This window comes from Micromonospora musae, from assembly GCF_003626545.1.
Taxonomy (GTDB): domain Bacteria; phylum Actinomycetota; class Actinomycetes; order Mycobacteriales; family Micromonosporaceae; genus Micromonospora; species Micromonospora musae.
Genome location: NZ_RAZS01000005.1, coordinates 399,021 through 416,000, shown reverse-complemented (window position 1 = coordinate 416,000; position 16,980 = coordinate 399,021). Strand labels below are relative to the sequence as shown.

Below are 16,980 nucleotides of genomic sequence, written 5' to 3'. Positions count from 1 at the left end.
GGGCCACCCGCGGCCGCGAGGTCAGTACACCGAGAGGTGCACGTGGTTCGTGTGGTCGCTCGACGGGTCTCCGCCCGCCCCGCTGTACGACTTCCATCCGCTGCTGGGCAGCCAGATCTGCCGGTACCAGATCACGTAGAGCACCGCGAGCCGGTCGGAGTTGCGGATGAAGTACGCGGCCAGGTTGTTGCCGTACGTCTTGTCGCCGCCGGTGGCGTCGCCGCCGAACCCGTTCTTCTGCGCGGCGAAGTCGCAGGCCCGGCCCTTGGGGTGTTCGCCGGAGCCGCCGTTTCGGTGGCAGGAGACGTAGCGGGTGAAGTCGGCCGCCTTGGCCTGGTTGAGCGCGTGCAGCATGCGTGGGGTGATGCAGCCGCTCGCTGGTGTCGGGTCGTTGACGCTGCACGACTCCTTCGGCCAGGAGCCGTCGGGGTTGCGGGGCGCCGGTGCGGCGTTCGCGGTGGAGGTGCCCCGGTTGGAACCTCCGGCCGTGGCGCGGACCGTGTTGGCGTTGGCCACCTCGATGGCCCGCTCGGCCTGTTGCTTGCGCTTCGCCATCACGGCGACCTGCTTGCGCTGCTCCTTGATCTCACCGTCCAGCGCGGCGCGGGTCCGGTTCGCCGTGTCCCGGGTCTCCATCAGCTCGCGCAGCACCCGGTCCTCGTTGGCGGCTACGGCGTCCAGGGCGGCGGCGCGGTCCATGAAGCCGTCCGGGCTGGTGCTGTTGAGCAGCGCCGAGATGGTGCCGAGCCGGCCGGTGCGGTAGGCGACCCCGGCGATCTCGCCGACCTTGCCGCTGCGCTGCGCCAGTTCGGTGTCGGTCGTCCGGAGCTGCGCGGTGAGCTGCTGCTGCCGCTGGGTCGAGCGGGCGAGGGCCGCCTTCGCGTCGAGCCAGCCCTTGCTCGCCGCCTCCAGTTGGGCGCGGAGCGCGGGGGTGCCGCCCTCGGCGTCGTTGCTGGGAACCGCGGCGGGCAGGGCCGCTGGGGGAGTGGACGCGGTGGCGGTGCCGGGGCTGAGCGCGACGGCGAGGGCGAGCGTCGCGGCGATCAGGGCCACCATCCGGGCGGCGCGTCGTCGTACGGGTGCCACTACTGGCATGCGCATGTCCTTCCGCCAGCCGACCGGGTTAGCTGACGGGTTCGGGACGGAAGATCCCTACCGCTCGCGCGGATGCACCCCAGGAACGTGGTTCCCCGGCTCGCCGAACGTCGGCGATTAGGCGTTGGCCGCCGCCGGCGCCCGTGAGCGCCACCTACCGGAGGCCGGAGCCGAGACTACCGGGGCCAGCGAGCCCTACGCAGCAGATGTGACTCTCGGTGCTGCTGTGGTCACCGATAATTCCGGCATATCGGACAATACACTCCCAGAATTAAGGATGTGCTCATTACCACTCACAGGACCCGCAGGCCCCGGGTGCCGCGCCCGGCTCGATCTGCAACGTGGCGTGCTCGATGTGGAAGTCCTCGTGCAGGGCGGTCCGCGCGGCGGTGAGCACCGTGCCGACGTCGGCGCCGGAGGCCATGGTGAGGTGCGCGGAGGCGACCTCCATGCCCGAGGTGAGCGTCCAGACGTGCAGGTCGTGGACGCCGGCCACACCGGGCACGGCCGCGAGCCGATCGTGCACCGCCGTCACCTGGAGGTGCTTCGGCGCGGCCTGGACGAGGATGCGGACCGCCGCCCGGCCGAGCTTCCAGGTGCGCGGCAGGATGAACACGCCGATGGCGATCGCCACCAGCGGGTCGGCCCACCACCAGTCGGTGACCGTGATGAGCAGCGCCGCGCCGATCACGCCGAGCGAGCCGAGCAGGTCGCCGAGCACCTCGAGGTAGGCGCCCTGGAGGTTGATGCTCTCCTTTGCCCCGGGCCGCAGCAGCAAGAAGGCGACCACGTTGGCCAGCAGGCCCAGCACGGCCACCGCCAGCATCGGGCCGGCGAGCACCTCCGGCGGGTCGCCGAAGCGGCCGACGGCCTCGATCACCACGTAGACGGCGACCCCGGAGAGCAGGACGGCGTTGGCGAGCGCGGCCAGCACCTCGAGTCGGTAGAGCCCGAAGGTGCGCTGCGGGTCCCGGTTGGCGTGCCGGGTCGCGGTGATCGCGGCGAGGGCCATGCCGATGCCGAGCACGTCGGTGAACATGTGCCCGGCGTCGGAGAGCAGGGCCAGCGAGCCGGTGCGGAGGGCGGCCACAGCCTCGACCACCATGAGGACGGCCAGCAGTCCGAATGCCGCCCAGAGTCGGCCACGGTGATGCTGGGCGGCGTTCGCCACCGTCTCCTCGTGGCCATGACCCGCGCCCACGAAACCACCCTCCGTCGACGGTTCGGACCGGTCAAACATATGCTCACATCGCAATGTATGCAACCGTCGGCCATGCGCGACGGCCGAACCGAGAAGTCGGGGAACGTCAGCCGGTCGGGTCGACCGTGCTCAGCCGCTGGGTGGCGCGGGAGAGCGCCACGTAGAGCGTCCGGACGCCCGAGCCGGGATCCGCCCGGATCTCGCTCGGCGCGACCAGCACCACCCCGTCGTACTCCATACCCTTCGCCTCCAGGCTGGTCACCACCTGGAGGCGGGACCCGCCCCGCGCGCCGAGCCAGCCGGCCACCTCGTTCCGGCGGGGCACCGGCGTGATCACCCCGACCGTCCCCTCCACCTCGTCCAGCAGCGTCGCGGCCGCCGCCACCGTGGCGCTCTCCAGCTCCGCCACCGGCACCGCCAGCTCGACCGGCTCGACGCCGGTGGAGCGGACCGCGGTGGGCAGCGCCAGGTCCGGGTCGAGCCGGCGGATCTCGGCCGCCGCCACCGCGAAGATCTCCGCCGAGTTGCGGTAGTTGGTGGTGAGCGTGAAGTGGTGCCGGCGGCGCCGGCCCAGCGCCTGGTCCCGGGCCCGGGTCAGCTCCGCCGGATCACCGGTCCACGCCGTCTGCGCCGGATCGCCCACCACCGTCCAGGACGCCAGGCGGCCGCGGCGACCGATCATCCGCCACTGCATCGGCGAGACGTCCTGCGCCTCGTCCACCACCACGTGCGCGTACTCCCGGTAGTCGGCCGGGCGCTCCCGCGCCGCCTCCCGGGCCGCCCGCTGCCGGTCGGCGTAGGTGCTCAGCTCACGCACCCCGCCGGCCAGCTGGAACGGATCCCGCTTCGCCCGGGCCGGCCGCACCGGCTTGCCGAGCAGCGCGTCGAGCTCGTCCAGCAGCGCGATGTCGGCGATCGTCAGCCCCTCGCCGTCCAGGGTCCGGTACGCATTCGTCAGCAGCCGGATCTCCGCCCCGGAGAGGACGCCCCCGGCGTACCGGCGCAGCCGCTCGGGGCTCGCCAGCCAGCCCAGCACGTGCCGGGGGTGCAGCCGCGGCCACCAGGCCTTGAGGAACTCCCGGAACTCCGGCCGGTCGGCGATCTCGTCCTCGAAGGCGCGCTGCTCCGGCAGCCTGCCGATGTTCAGCCGGCGAGCCTGCGCCCAGAGCGCCGCGAAGACACCGTCGAAGCCTGCCCGGCGCACCTCGTTACGGCGCGCGCCCCGCGGCAGCGCACGATCCCGGATCGCGTCCAACTCCCGCCGCTCCAGCCGCAGCAGTTCGCCGCGGTAGAGCAGGCGCAGCTCCGTCGGCCCACCCGGTACGGCGTCCCGGGCCGCGCGCTCCAGCACCCGGCGCATCCGCAGCGAGCCCTTCACCGCGGCGACCTCGGGCGGGTCGGTCCGGGTCGCCGTCATCCCGGGGAAGAGCGTGCCCAGGGAGTGCAGGGTGGCGGTCTCCTCACCGAGGGAGGGCAGCACCGAGGCGATGTACTCGACGAAGACCGAGGAGGGGCCGACGACCAGGATGCCGCCTCCGGCGTACCGGCTGCGGTCGGAGTAGAGCAGGTAGGCCGCCCGGTGCAGGGCGACGGCCGTCTTGCCGGTGCCGGGGCCGCCGGAGACGATCGTGACTCCGGAGCCGGGGGAGCGGATCGCCTCGTCCTGCTCCCGCTGGATGGTCGCCACGATGTCCCGCATGCCCCGGCCGGTGGCCCGGGAGAGCGTGGCGAGCAGCGCACCGTCGCCCACCACCGCCATCTCCGGCGGCGCGGCGCCCGGATCGAGCAGGTCGTCCTCGATCCGTACGACCCGCTCCCCGCTCGACTGGATCGTCCGGCGGCGCACCACGCCCTGCGGCTGGGCCGGCGTCGCCTGGTAGAAGGCGGCTGCCGCCGGAGCCCGCCAGTCGACCACGAGGCTGGCCGCGTTCTCGTCCCGGATGCCGAGCCGACCGACGTGCAGCACCTGATGGTCACGCAGGTCGAGCCGGCCGAAGACCAGCCCCTCGTGCTCGGCGTCGAGCGCGTGGCGCCGCTGCGCGGCGTGGAAGACCATGGCGTCCCGCTCGACCAGAGCGCCGAAGTTCCCGACCCGGGCGAGCCGGTAGCCGTCCCGTTCGGCGCGGACCGCCGACCGCCGCAGCTCGGCGAGTCGGGCGTACACCCGGTCGAGATGCCGCTGCTCGACGGCGATCTCCTGCTCCAGGGTGGTCTGGTCGGTCACGCTCGCTCCTGATCCCTTGCCGGCGGCGGGCACCGCGGTACACCACGGGCCGCACGTCGGGCCAACCGAACGAGGGTACGGCCCCGACCGGCGGCACCACGTCGCCAGGTGCGCCCGTCGCGCCTCGTCAGGCCGGCGAGGCGGGGGTGAGCCGCCCGGCGGGCCGTGGCCGATCGAGCACTTGGCGGAGCACCCCGAGCAGGGCGGAGTTCACCTCGTCCGGGCGCTCCATCATGAGCATGTGCCCGGCGCCGGGGCAGACGGTCAGCTCGGTGTTCGGCAGCACCGCCGCGATCGACTCGGCGCACGGTGGCGGGGTGAGCCGGTCCCGGTCCCCGACGAGGGCGGCAGCGGGCAGGTGGGCCAGCTGGGCGAGGGTGTCGAGGCGGTGCTGCGCGCCGATGGAGGCGCGGAACCCACCTATCGAGCGGAGCGTGGCGCGCGCCACCGACGAGGTGACCAGCCGGATGTCGGCCGGGTCGCACGTCTCGCCGAAGAGCAGCCACCGGATGCTGGGACGCAACGCGCGCAGCAGCGCCAGCGGCGGCCGCCACGATCCGCAGCGCGCCAGTACGCCGGCGCCGGTGGTCTCGGCGAGCCGGATCAGCCGGGTGATGCGGGACGAGAGCCCGTAGACGGTGTGCGTGTGCCCCTCGGCGGTGGTCGAGACGAAGGCGAGACCGGCGGTACGCGCCGCGAAGTGCTCGGGATGCCGGTGCGCGTACTCCATGATCGTCATACCGCCGAGGGAGTGCCCGACCAGGACGATCCGGCCGGTCGGGGCCGTCGCCTCGATCACCGCGGCGAGATCGTCACCGAGCTGGGCCAGGGTGGCCGTGCGCAGCGGCATGCAGCTGGAGCGGCCGTGACCGCGCGCGTCGTACGCGACCAGCCGCACCGCCGTGCCGGCCGCCTCGCCCAGCGCGGCGAGTTGCCGGTGCCAGCTCCGGCCGTCGAGCGTCCAGCCGTGCAGCAGGATCACCGTGACCTCGGCGTCGACCGCCCCGGAGGTCTCGACGTGCAGGCGCACCCCCTCGTCGAGGCGCACCTCAGACTGCTCCGGCATCGCCGCCTCCCCGGGCCGCCCGGATCCCGCCACCGGGGTACCCGGTGGTGACACCGGCTACCCCGCATGACACCACGCCAACCCTCGCGACGGAAAGAGCCCGCGCCCGGCGGCGGCCCGCACCTGTCGATCATGAGGTTGGCGGCGGTTCCGGCGATCCGTCAACCGGCTGAGGGCGGGGAGAGGGGGAAGGTGGGGGGACGCAGAACCGCCCGCCGGGATGTCCCGACGGGCGGTTACGTGTTGCTCAGCGAGAGGGCTGCTCAGCCCTCGAAGACGCCGGCCTCGACCAGGCGCTTCTCGGTCGCGTCCCAGCCGTCGCCGGGGTGCACCTCGGCCAGCGTGTTCAGCTCGGCGCGGATCTTGGTGGCGTGGCCGGCGGCGGCCAGCACCCGGATCTCCTCGACGAAGGCCTCGGAGTCGGTGCGCAGGTGCGCGGTCTTGCCGTTGGTCAGGTTCCGCACGTAGGCGTGCTTGCCGCCGTTGAGCGGGATGAGGTACTTGAACTCGCCCAGCACGCTGAGGGCGCCACCCTGGCCAGCCTGGCCGGCCCGGACGGACGCGCGCGCGGTCTTAGAGGTGTTGCTCGCCACGGAGGTACTCCTTGCAAGACGTACGGGAGGACTGGAACGTCCGGGGGCTGTGCGGACGACTCCGGATGGATGGGCCCGCAGAAGTTGTGCGCGGCACAAGCCGCCGATGAAACTGTACACGAACACGATCCCTGGCTGGTCATCGCGCCGTCGTGGGTTCCAACGGCGGCCACCCTTGCGGCTATTCCGGCGGCTCTTCCCGGTGAATTTTCCGATTCCCTGGCGCACCGTCCGTCACAGGAGTCATCATGTGTCACAGGAACCACTCGGGTGGTCGAGGTCGTAGGGGAAGACGCACCTCGCTCTCCGGGAGGTCACCGTGCCAACGCGTGGCGTCGTATACGTCCACTCGACCCCGCTCGCCGTGTGCTCACACGTCGAGTGGGCGATCGCGCGCGTCCTTGCCGCGCCGGTCAACCTGCAGTGGACTGCACAACCCGTCGATCCCGGCGTCCGCCGGGCCGAGTGCGGGTGGACCGGTCGTCCGGGAACGGGCGCCGAGCTGGCTGCTGCCCTTCGGCAGTGGCCCATGATCCGTTTTGAGGTGACCGAGGAGCCGAGTCCCGGGGCCGACGGCGAGCGCTTCATGCACGTGCCGGGCCGAGGGCTCTTCCGGGCCACCGTCGGCGCGGCCGGTGACATCCAGCTGGGCGAGGACCGGCTACGCAGCATCCTGGCGACCGCCCGCGCCCCGGAGGCGATCACGCACGCGATCGAGAAGGCGCTCGGCGCCGCCTGGGACGCGGAGCTGGAGCCCTACCGCCACGCCGGCGACGGCGCCCCGGTGACGCTGCTCACCCGGGTCGGCTGAGGGGCCCCCGCCGCGCGTATATCCGGTGTCAGCGGCGGCCCCCACGGGCGGGCCGGGATGGGCCGGGTTGCCCCGATACGCGGTGAACTGGTGGGATAGGTGGCGTGTCCCTTCGCCCCCGCCGCACCGTCGTCGCCATAGCAGCCCTGGCCGCTCTGCTCCTCTCCGGTTGCTCGGGGTCCCCGCAGCAGCCGTCCTCCTCGTCCGCTCCGTCCTCCCCGTCGGCGCCGCCGAGCGGTGACCCGGCGGCCGGCGACCCGGCCGCCCGTGCCACCGCCCTGGTCGCCACCCTCCCGGACGAGGACCTCGTCGGCCAGGTGCTGATGCCCTACGCCTACGGCAGCGCGGCCGATGACGTCTCGGCCGGCTCGGCCGCCGGCAACCAGGGGCTCGCCGGGGTGGACACCCCCGCCCAGATGATCGCCAAGTACCGCCTCGGCGGGCTCATCCTGGTCGGCTTCAGCGCCGACGACCCGACCCAGGGCAACCAGGAGACCACCAACGTCGACAGCGCGAAACAGGTCCGGGAGCTGACCACGGGGCTGCGCGGCGCCGCGGCCAAGCTGCCCACCGGCGCCGCGCCGTTCCTGATCGGCACCGACCAGGAGTTCGGCGTGGTGACCCGGATCACCGACCGGGTGACCGTGCTGCCCAGCGCCCTGGCCGCCGGGGCGGCGGGCGACCCGGCCCTGACGGAGGCGGCCTGGCGGGCCGCCGGCAGCGAACTGGCCGCGCTGGGGATCAACCTGGACTTCGCGCCCGTCGCCGATGTGCTCGCCACCCGCAGCACCGTGATCGGTTCCCGCTCGTTCGGCTCCGACCAGGGGCGCGTCTCGCCGCAGGTGGCCGCCGCGGTCCGCGGCCTGCAGAGCGCGGGGGTGGCGGCCACCCTGAAGCACTTCCCGGGACACGGGCACAGCGCCGACGACTCCCACAAGGAGCTGCCGGCGCTCACCCAGTCGCGGGCGAAGCTGGAGGCCGAGGCGTGGCCGCCGTTCAAGGCAGGCATCGACGCGGGCACCATGGCGGTGATGTCCGCCCACCTCGACGCGAGGTCGGTCGACCCGGGCACGCCGGCGACCTTCTCGCACAAGCTCCTCACCGACGTGCTCCGCGGTCAGCTCGGCTTCCAGGGCGTCGTCATCACCGACGGCATGAACATGGCGCCTGCCAAGCGCTGGTCACCCGGGGAGGCCGCGGTGCGTGCCCTCAAGGCCGGCAACGACCTCATCCTGATGACCCCCAACGTCGGCCAGGCGTACGACGGTCTGCTCGACGCGCTGCGCGACGGGTCGCTGCCGCGGGCCCGGCTCGTCGACGCGGTGACCCACGTGCTGACCATGAAGTTCCGCCTCGCCGGCACGACGGCGCCGGAGATGTCGACGCTGGACGACCCGGCGCACCGGGCGGCGGCCGACGCGCTCGCCGCCGCGGCGGTGACGGTCCTCCGCGGCTCCTGCGACGGCACCCCGATCCCCGGGCCGGTGACCGTCACCTCCTCCGACGGCCGGGACCACACGCGGAGCCTGCTGACCGACGCGCTGAAGGCGGCCGGGGTGCGGGTGGTGCCCGAGGGCGGCACCGTCGTGCACCTGGTCGGCTACGGCGACGGCACCGGCGACCTGCGCGCCGACGCGGCCGTGACGGTCGCCATGGACACCCCGTACGTGCTGGCCAAGGCGAAGTCGCCGACGCTGCTGGCGACCTACTCGTCCAGCCGGGCGGCCATGACCGGGCTGGCGGCGGTGCTCGCCGGCAAGGCCCGCCCCGGCGGCCGCTCCCCGGTGACCGTCTCGGGCCTGCCGGCGTCCACCTGCACCAGCTGAGCCGGTCAGGGTCCGGTAGCCGCCGGGGCGTCCGGGTCGGAGAGATCCGCCGGCCGGTGCCGCGCCTGCGTGCCCAGCAGGCGCAACGGCGGCGGCTCGACCAGCGCGGGCGGGTCCGCGCTGGGTACCGCGCGGGGGAGCAGCGCGGCGAGACCGGCCCGGGTCGCCACCACGACGAGCCGGTCGGTGCGGACCAGCGGGCGTCGTCGCGGCAGCGCCCAGATCGTCTGCCCGGCCCGGCCGGTACGCATCGCGATCACCCGGACCTCGCCCGGGCGTGAGAGGTCGGGGCAGAACCGTCCCTCGAGATCCGAGCCCGCGCCGACCGGCAGCTCCGCGACGAGCAGCAGGTGCCGGCCGATCGGGATGGTGTCGATCACCTCCCGGCCCATCATGGCGGCCGCGAACGCCGGTGCGGCGAGGTACGACACGCTGCGCGAGTGGGTCAGCCCGAAGGTCCGCTGCACCCGCTGGGCGAAACCGTCGTCGAAGAGCCGGAGCACGACCCGCAGCGACCCGTCCGGTTGACCGGAGGCCGCCCGGGCGGTGGCGTGCGCCGACCGACCCGACAGGGCGGTCTCCAGGTTCGTCATGTCGTCGCTGGTGAGCACCACCAGCGCCCGGCAGGTCTGCACCGATGCGGCGCGGAGCGTCTCGGGACTCGTCGCGTCCCCGATGATCACGGGCAGCCCCAACTCGCGCCCCACAGCCACCCCGCGTGCCGACTCCGTACGGTCGATGCCGACCACCGGCAGGCCCGACGAGTGCAGCTCCTGGAGCACCCGGGTGCCGATGTTGCCCAGGCCGACCACGATCACGTGCCCCGCGACCGGGTCGACCAGCCCGCCCGCCGCCACCCTGAGCCGGGCGTGCACGAGCGCGTCGACGACCAGCGCGGTCACCGTGGGCACGATGGCGACACCCGAGAGCACCAGGACGACCGCGGTCACCTTCTCGGCGAGCGGGGCCGCCGGGTCGGCCTCGGCGCCGCCCAGCGCGGTGAGCAGCACGAGGTAGGCCGCCTCGGCCGGGGCCAGGCCACGGACGTACCCGAGCACCGCGCCGGCGGCCGTGAAGAGCAGGGCCATGCCGGCCAGGGCCAGCCGCAGGTTGCGCCCGAAGACCAGGGCGGTGGTACGCAGCAGCCGTTGCCGGCGTCGCGGCAGCGGCTCGGCGCGGGGGCGACCGTACGCCCGGACGAGGACCAGGTCCGCCTCGTCCTCGTCCGCGGGCAGCCGCACCAGCTCGGGCCCGCCGGTGTCCGCCAGCCCGCAGACGACCTCGGCGGACTCGTCGAGGGTGCGCCGGTCGGCCACGCGGACGAGCTCGTCGTCGGGTAGCCGCAGGTACGCCGAGGCCTCGTCGCCCAGGGTGGCGGCCACGAACGCCGGGGCGGCGATCTCGGAGCCGGAGAGGACGGCGCAGTCGCCCAGCATGGTGGCGACACCCTCGCCGAGGACCGGATTGAAGAGCCGGACCACCAACCGTACGTCCGGATCCAGCTCCCGGACGATCGTCGCACCGTCCACGTTGGTGACGTCGTCGTCGGCGACCAGCGCCACCGCCGCCGCCTGCGCCACCCCGGCGCGTCGCAGCACCTCCGCGGTCAGTCGGCGGGCCACCAGGACCTCCGGGCGCAGCTCCGGCCGGCCGGTCCGCGGCCCGAACTCCGCGATGTCGGGGGCGTGATTGTCGTTCAGCGACGGCAGGACCACCGTGACCGGCAGCCCGTACCGGTCGACGAGTTCTCCCACCAGCCGGTGGGCCAGCGCGCCGTCGCCGCAGACGACGAAGCGCTGCCCGGAGGGCTCGGGCGGCGGGTTGGTGTCGTCGGACACGGCGGCATCGTAGCCGCTCGATTCGACGTCCTGGCAACGAGAAAGCGAAGCGTCAGCGCGTGCCCACCCGCGTCAGCCCCGCGCGCGCAGCGCGGCGATCAGCCACTCCACCGGCGGTACGGCCGGCGGGAACGGCTCCCGGCCGTTGAGCACCCCGATCAGCTGCCAGTACCGCTCCACCCGCCGGTCGGTGAAGGTGGCGAGGGAGTCGGCCAACTCCCGCCGCTGCTCCGGGGTGAGCGCCCGGTCCACCATCTCGTCGAGCACCGCCTGCCCCTCGGCCGAGGCCGGCTCGGTCCCGGCGGTCAGCGCAGCCCGTGCCAGGTCGAGCCGCGTCATCGGCTCCGGTGGGGGCGTCGGCTCCCCGGTCGTACCGGCCACCGCCATCTCGCGCACCCGGCGGCGGAAGTCCGGGTCGGCCACCAGCTCGGCCAGCTCCAGCCAGGCGTCCACCTCCTCGTCGGTGGGCTCGTCGGGCAGCTCCGCGGGGAGCGCGCGCATCGCCTGCGCCAGCCCGGCCGGGGGGCCGTCGACGCCGGCGAACACCTCGGCCACGAAGTCGTCGATGATCTGCTGCCGCTCCCGTGCGGAGAGCCGGGCCAGGTCGCTCATGAGTCTCAACTCCTCGGTCGTACTGCCACGTCGGGTGATCGACCGCAGCACCGCCCGACGCAGCCGCAGCGTCCGGAACTCGGCGTCCAGCGCCCGCAGGTGCGCCCGCGCCACGTCCTGCACGCTCGCCTGCCGATCCAGGATCCGGCGTACGTCGTCCAGGCCGATGCCCAGCTCCCGCAGGCTGCCCAACAGCTCCAGCCGGGCCACCGCGGCCAGGTCGTAGCGCCGGTAGCCGGCGGCCGAACGGGCCGTCGGCGGCACCAGCCCCAGGTCTGACCAGAACCGGATGGTCCGGACGGTGAGACCGGTCCGGCGGGCGAGTTCTCCGATGCCGAACAGGTCGCTGCGCTCGTTCACAGTGGTCAGCCTCCCGTCTCCAGCCGCTGGAGAGTCAACCCGGTCGGCGCAGAATCAGGTCGCGCGGTCCGCGGGGCTCCTGTCACCCTCATCGGATGGCGGAGGCGGCGGGATTCCGGTACGTCGAACGGGCCGACGGCACCGTGGTGATCTGGCACCACGGGCGGACCGCCGGCACCCTGCGCGGCGGTCGGGCCGCGCGGTTCCTCGCCGAGGTCGACGACGACCCGCAGCTGGTGATGGCGCGGTGGACCGGCAACTACCGTCGAGGCAACGAGCGGACCGCGCAGCGACACCCGCGCAACCAGGGCTGACGACGAGCAAGGGCCCGCGCTATGTGAGCGCGGGCCCTTGACGGGTACCAGTCGTTACCGGGGGCGGACCGTGCTCAGACCCGGGTGAAGACGAGCGCCACGTTGTGCCCACCGAAGCCGAACGCGTTGTTCAGCGCGGCGGGGACCTCCATGTTGCGCGCCTTGTGCGCGGCCACGTCCAGGGTGAGAGCCTCGTCCGGGTCGTCGAGGTTGATCGTCGGAGGAACGACACCGTCGCGGATGGCGAGGATGGTGGCGATCGACTCGAGCGCGCCGGCCGCACCGAGCAGGTGCCCGGTCATCGACTTGGTCGCGGAGAGCACCGGATGGTCGCCGAGCGCCTTGCGCAGCGCGCCGATCTCCAACATGTCGCCGATCGGGGTCGACGTGGCGTGCGCGTTGACGTGCACGATGTCCTGCTTCGCGACACCCGAGTCGGCGATCGCCTTCGAGATCGCCCGGATCGCGCCCTCGCCCTCGTTGTGCGGCTGCACGATGTCGAAGGCGTCGGAGGTGATGCCGGCGCCGGCCACCCGCGCGTACACGTGGGCCCCACGGGCAGCCGCGTGGTCGGCCCGCTCCAGGACGAGGACGCCCGCGCCCTCGCCGAGGACGAAGCCGTCCCGACCCTTGTCCCACGGCCGGGAGGCCTTCTCCGGCTCGTCGTTGCGGGTCGACATCGCCCGCATCGAGGCGAAGCCGGCGATCGGCAGCGGGTGGACGACCGCCTCGGTACCACCGGCGACCACCACGTCGGCCCGGCCGGAGCGGATGATGTCCAGGCCGAGCGCGATCGCCTCCGCACCGGTCGCGCAGGCGCTGGCCATCGAGTGCACGCCGGCCTTGGCGCCGACCTCGATCCCGACCCAGGCGGCCGGGCCGTTCGGCATCAGCATCGGCACGGTGTGCGGAGACACCCGACGCGGCCCGGAGGCCTCCAGGATGTCGTCCTGGGCGAGCAGGGTGGTCGCGCCGCCGATGCCGGAGCCGACGCTCACCGCCAGCCGCTCCGGGTCCAGCCCGGAGCCGGCCAGCCCGGCGTCCGCCCAGGCCTGCTGCGCCGCGATGAGGGCGATCGCCTCGGAGCGGTCCAGCCGGCGCAGCCGGACCCGGTCCAGCACCTCCGAAGGCTCGACGGCGAGCTGTGCGGCGATCTGGACCGGCAGTTGCGCCGCCCACTCCTGGGTGAGCGGACTCACCCCGGAGCGGCCGGCGACCATGGCGTCCCAGGTCGACGCGACGTCCCCGCCGAGCGGGGTCGTCGCGCCGAGCCCGGTGACGACGACGTCGGGGCGAGTCATGATCAGGACTGCGCCTCGATGTAGCTGACCGCGTCACCGACGGTCTTGAGGTTCTGCACCTCGTTGTCCGGGATCTTGACGCCGAACTTCTCCTCGGCCGCCACGACGACCTCCACCATGGAGAGTGAGTCGACGTCCAGGTCGTCGGTGAAGGACTTCCCCTCGGCCACGTCGTCCGGGTTCACCCCGGCAACCTCCTCGAGGATCTCGGCGAGGCCGGCGGTGATCTCTTCACGGGTCATTGCTGTCGGTTCCTCTCATCGGGTTGATCTCGTCGGGCGGCCTCGCCGCCGACGTTTCGGCTCGACGCTGCGCGCCGAGTCGGGTCTCAGGGGCAGCGGACGACCTGACCCGCGTAGGTCAGGCCGCCGCCGAAGCCGAAGAGCAGCACCGGGGCCCCGGACGGGATCTCCCGCCGCTCGACGAGCTTGGACAGGGCCAGCGGCACGCTCGCCGCCGAGGTGTTGCCGGACTCGACGATGTCCTTCGCGATGATCGCGTCCGGGATGTCGAGCCGCTTCGCGATGCCGTCGATGATCCGGGCGTTCGCCTGGTGCGGCACGAACGCGGCCAGCTCCGACGGGGCCACCCCGGCCCGCTCGCAGGCCTGCAGGGCCAGCGGGGCGAGCGCGGTCGTCGCCCAGCGGAAGACCGTCTGCCCCTCCTGCTGCACGTACGCGCGCCAGCCCTCGATCCGGACCGCGTCGCTCTTCTCGGGCACCGAGCCCCAGAGCACCGGGCCGACCCCGGTGGGCTCGTCGTCGCCGGTGGCGGTGACGACCGCGGCGCCCGCCCCGTCACCGAAGATGATGCAGGTCGAGCGGTCGGTCCAGTCGGTGAAGTCGGAGAGCTTCTCCGCGCCGATGACGATCGCGTTGCGCGCCGCACCGGCCCGGATCGCGTGGTCGACCGTGCCGAGCGCGTACGAGAAGCCCGAGCAGGCGGTGTTGATGTCGTACGCCCCGGGCGCGTCGATGCCGAGCTTGGCGGCCACCCGGCAGGCCACGTTGGGGCTGCGGTCCACCGACGTGCAGGTGGCGACCACGACCAGGTCGATGTCGGCGGCGGTGAGGCCCGAGTTGGCCAGCGCCTTTCCGGCGGCGGCGGCGGCCATGTCGGCCACCGTCTCGTCACCGGCGATCCGCCGGGTGGCGATGCCGACCCGGTCGCGGATCCACTCGTCGCTCGTGTCGACCATCTGGGCGAGTTCGTCGTTGGTGACGACCCGCGAGGGCTGGTAGTGCCCCAGGGCGACGATCCGGCTTCCGGCCATCAGTTCCTGCCTTTCGTTCGCGACTGCGGGGCCCGCGGGATCGTCTCGTTCCTCGCGCTCGCCGTGGTGTCGTTCGTTCGGGGCCGCGGGATCCGCGGTCTCGGCTCGTTCCTCGCGCTCACCGACTCCCGCCGACCCGCGCGATCAGGTCGCGCGCGGCGGGCAGGTCGTCCGGGGTGTTCAGGGTGACGATCTCCGGGACGTTGCCGCCCTTGAACTCCCGCTTGATCAGCCCGGCCAGCGTTCCGGCCGGCGGCAGTTCGATCACGCCGGTGACACCGAGGTCGGCCAGCGTACGCATGCAGAGATCCCAGCGGACCGGCGCGGTGACCTGGCGGACCAGGCGCTGCACCAGCTCCCCGCCGTGCTCGACGGCGGTGCCGTCGAAGTTGGAGAGCAGGACCCGGGCCGGGTCGGCCGGCGTGATCCCGCCGGCGATCGCGGCGAGCGCGTTCTCCGCCGGTGCCATGTACGGGGTGTGGAACGCGCCGGCCACCTGGAGGCGGATGATCCGGGCCTTCGCCGGTGGCTCCGCGGCGAGCTTGTCGAGGTTCTCCAGCGCGCCGGCGGCGACGATCTGCCCGGTGCCGTTGCGGTTGGCCGGGTAGAGCCGGTGCGCCTCGATCGCGGCGATCACCTCGTCGGGGTCCCCGCCGAGCACGGCGGCCATCCCGGTCGGCTCCAGCGCGCAGGCGGCGGCCATCTCCCGGCCACGTACGCCGGCCAGCGTGATCGCGGTCTCGGCGGAGAGCACGCCGGCGAGGGTGGCTGCGCCCAGCTCACCGACGCTGTGTCCGGCGGTGACCTGCACGTCGTTCATCGGCAGCTGCTCGGCGGCGAGCAGCGCGGCCGCCACCAGCAGCGGCTGGGTGCGGGCGGTGTCCTTGATCTCGTCGGCGTCGGCCGCCGTGCCGAGGTGCACCAGATCGACCCCGGCGAGCGCCGACCACCAGCGCAGTCGCGCCTCAGCGCCGGGCAGATCCAACCAGGGGGTCAGGAAGCCGGGCTTCTGGGAACCCTGCCCGGGGGAAAGTACGGCCAGCACGACTACGACTCTTCCGGATACGCGCGGGTAGCGCTGTGCCGCCCTCGACCAAACCACACTAGAACCTTTGGTGGGATCCTACAAAGATCGGCGGTGATCATCACCTGTCTGTGACGTTTTGCCGACGCCTGGGCCCATTGTCTGAGTCGGGACTGGCGGGGCCACCGGGTCGAGCCGGCCGACCGTCAGCGCCACCTGGAGCCCGAACGCGTCCCGCGGGGTGAGCGGCGACAAGCCGGTCACCTCGGCGATCCGGCGCAGCCGGTACCGCACCGTGTTCGGGTGCACGAAGAGCGCCCGGGCGGCGCTCTCCAACGTGCCGCCGGCGGCGAAGAAGGCGTCCAACGTCTCCAACAGCTCGCCGCCGGCGCGGATCAGCACCCCGTACACGTCGTGCCGCAGTCGCCGGCGGGCCTCCGCGTCCCCCGCGAGAGCCCGCTCCGGCAGCAGATCGGTGGCGGCCACCGGCCGGGGAGCGCCCGGCCAGGCCGGCGCCGCCCGGAAGCCGGCCAGGGCGGCCCGGGCCGACTCGGTCGCCGCGTCGAGGCTCGGCACCGCCGGGCCGACCACCACCGGCCCCTCGCCGAACGCGCTGAGCAGCTTCCCGGTGGCCGTCAACGGATCGTCGGCGCCGCCGAGCACGACGACCAGCCGGTCCCCGTGCACCCCGCCGATCACCTCGGCGCCGATCCGACGGGCCTGTCGGTACACGGTGTGCAGCACGGCCGAGACCTCTCCGCCCGGGGAGCGCCCGACCGCCACCGCGACCGGCGGCGCGTCCGCCCAGCCCAGCGCGGCCGCGCGACTGGCCAGCACGTCCGGTGAGTCCCCCCGCAGCAGCGCGTCCACCAGCAGCGCCTGCAACCGGGCGTCCCACGCGCCGCGCGACTCGGCGGCGCGGGCGTACACCCGGGCGGCGGCGAAGGCGATCTCCCGGGAGAAGCGCAGCACCGCGTCGTGGAGCTGCTGCTGCTCGCCCTCCGCGGCGAGGTGGGGCACCTGCTCCTCGACGACGTCGATGGTCACCTTGATCAGTGCCACCGTCTGCTGGAGGGTGATCGAGCGGGCCAGCGCCTGCGGGGCGGCCGCGAAGACCTCGTCGGAGACCTCCTGCGTGCTGTCGGCGCTGCCGCCGCCGGAGCCGAGCCACTGCACCAACGAGCGGACGCCCGCCTGAGCGACCAGCATGACCCAGGAGCGCTGGTCGGCCGGGAGGGCGCGGAACCAGGGCAGCGTCTCGTCCATCCGGGCGACGCTCGCCGTGGCGAGAGCGCCCGCCGCCCGCTCGATGCGTCGCAGCGTGGCGGTCAAGTCTCCGTCGCCCGGCTCGTTCCCCACCACACCAGCCTGACACATGCGCTGACCAGCGCCGTCCCGGCGGTGGGCTGCGGGCGCCGCCGGGTGGGGCGGCCCGGTGCGGC

General features: G+C 73.6%; 14 protein-coding genes, 1 pseudogene and 1 riboswitch. Of the genes and pseudogenes, 3 read left to right on the top strand and 12 right to left on the bottom strand.

Annotated elements, in window-relative coordinates:
• Nucleotides 1-21: 21 nt before the first annotated feature.
• From D7147_RS16625 to D7147_RS16605, 5 genes are all read right to left on the bottom strand, one after another.
• On the bottom strand, nt 22-1,086 hold the full coding sequence (locus D7147_RS16625) for a coiled-coil domain-containing protein (RefSeq protein WP_199734196.1): 1,065 nt from the start codon (nt 1,084-1,086) through the stop codon (nt 22-24).
• A gap of 13 nt (nt 1,087-1,099) precedes the next feature.
• Nucleotides 1,100-1,229, bottom strand: a riboswitch (cyclic di-AMP (ydaO/yuaA leader).
• A 152-nt stretch (nt 1,230-1,381) separates the two neighbouring features.
• Nucleotides 1,382-2,296, bottom strand: a complete 915-nt coding sequence (locus D7147_RS16620; RefSeq protein ID WP_120678937.1) for a cation diffusion facilitator family transporter — start codon at nt 2,294-2,296, stop codon at nt 1,382-1,384.
• A 106-nt stretch (nt 2,297-2,402) separates the two neighbouring features.
• Complete coding sequence (locus D7147_RS16615) at nt 2,403-4,520, bottom strand: HelD family protein (RefSeq protein ID WP_120678582.1); 2,118 nt, start codon at nt 4,518-4,520, stop codon at nt 2,403-2,405.
• Nucleotides 4,521-4,647: 127 nt separating this feature from the next.
• A complete protein-coding gene (locus D7147_RS16610) occupies nt 4,648-5,586 on the bottom strand; it encodes an alpha/beta fold hydrolase (RefSeq protein WP_120678580.1) in 939 nt (312 codons plus the stop codon).
• Between the two features lie 263 nt (nt 5,587-5,849).
• Nucleotides 5,850-6,179, bottom strand: a complete 330-nt coding sequence (locus D7147_RS16605; protein ID WP_120678578.1) for a hypothetical protein — start codon at nt 6,177-6,179, stop codon at nt 5,850-5,852.
• A gap of 319 nt (nt 6,180-6,498) precedes the next feature.
• Here D7147_RS16605 and D7147_RS16600 point away from each other — a divergent pair, with 319 nt between their 5' ends.
• Together D7147_RS16600 and D7147_RS16595 are read left to right on the top strand one after the other, a co-directional pair.
• Entirely contained in the window at nt 6,499-6,990 is a 492-nt protein-coding gene (locus tag D7147_RS16600) for a DUF3145 domain-containing protein (RefSeq protein ID WP_120678576.1), read from the top strand.
• A gap of 95 nt (nt 6,991-7,085) precedes the next feature.
• Nucleotides 7,086-8,816, top strand: a complete 1,731-nt coding sequence (locus D7147_RS16595) for a glycoside hydrolase family 3 protein (RefSeq protein WP_120678574.1) — start codon at nt 7,086-7,088, stop codon at nt 8,814-8,816.
• A 5-nt stretch (nt 8,817-8,821) separates the two neighbouring features.
• Here D7147_RS16595 and D7147_RS16590 read toward each other — a convergent pair whose 3' ends face one another.
• Together D7147_RS16590 and D7147_RS16585 are read right to left on the bottom strand one after the other, a co-directional pair.
• Nucleotides 8,822-10,654, bottom strand: coding sequence for a potassium channel family protein (locus D7147_RS16590; RefSeq protein WP_120678571.1), 1,833 nt, complete (start codon nt 10,652-10,654; stop codon nt 8,822-8,824).
• 72 nt (nt 10,655-10,726) lie between these two features.
• Entirely contained in the window at nt 10,727-11,626 is a 900-nt protein-coding gene (locus D7147_RS16585) for a helix-turn-helix domain-containing protein (RefSeq protein ID WP_120678569.1), read from the bottom strand.
• 95 nt (nt 11,627-11,721) lie between these two features.
• On the opposite strand from D7147_RS16585, the gene D7147_RS16580 reads away from it, so the two are divergent.
• On the top strand, nt 11,722-11,940 hold the full coding sequence (locus D7147_RS16580) for a hypothetical protein (RefSeq protein ID WP_120678568.1): 219 nt from the start codon (nt 11,722-11,724) through the stop codon (nt 11,938-11,940).
• 74 nt (nt 11,941-12,014) lie between these two features.
• On the opposite strand, the gene fabF is transcribed toward D7147_RS16580, so the two are convergent.
• From fabF to D7147_RS16555, 5 genes and pseudogenes are all read right to left on the bottom strand, one after another.
• Entirely contained in the window at nt 12,015-13,241 is a 1,227-nt protein-coding gene (gene fabF, locus D7147_RS16575; RefSeq protein WP_120678566.1) for a beta-ketoacyl-ACP synthase II, read from the bottom strand.
• Between the two features lie 2 nt (nt 13,242-13,243).
• A complete protein-coding gene (locus tag D7147_RS16570; RefSeq protein ID WP_120678564.1) occupies nt 13,244-13,483 on the bottom strand; it encodes an acyl carrier protein in 240 nt (79 codons plus the stop codon).
• Nucleotides 13,484-13,569: 86 nt separating this feature from the next.
• Entirely contained in the window at nt 13,570-14,514 is a 945-nt protein-coding gene (locus D7147_RS16565) for a beta-ketoacyl-ACP synthase III (RefSeq protein WP_120678562.1), read from the bottom strand.
• A 127-nt stretch (nt 14,515-14,641) separates the two neighbouring features.
• Nucleotides 14,642-15,559 (bottom strand): annotated as a pseudogene (locus D7147_RS16560) (ACP S-malonyltransferase); the annotation flags it as partial.
• Between the two features lie 78 nt (nt 15,560-15,637).
• Nucleotides 15,638-16,915: a PucR family transcriptional regulator gene (locus D7147_RS16555; protein WP_120678558.1), complete on the bottom strand. Its 1,278-nt coding sequence runs from the start codon at nt 16,913-16,915 to the stop codon at nt 15,638-15,640.
• Nucleotides 16,916-16,980 lie beyond the last annotated feature (65 nt).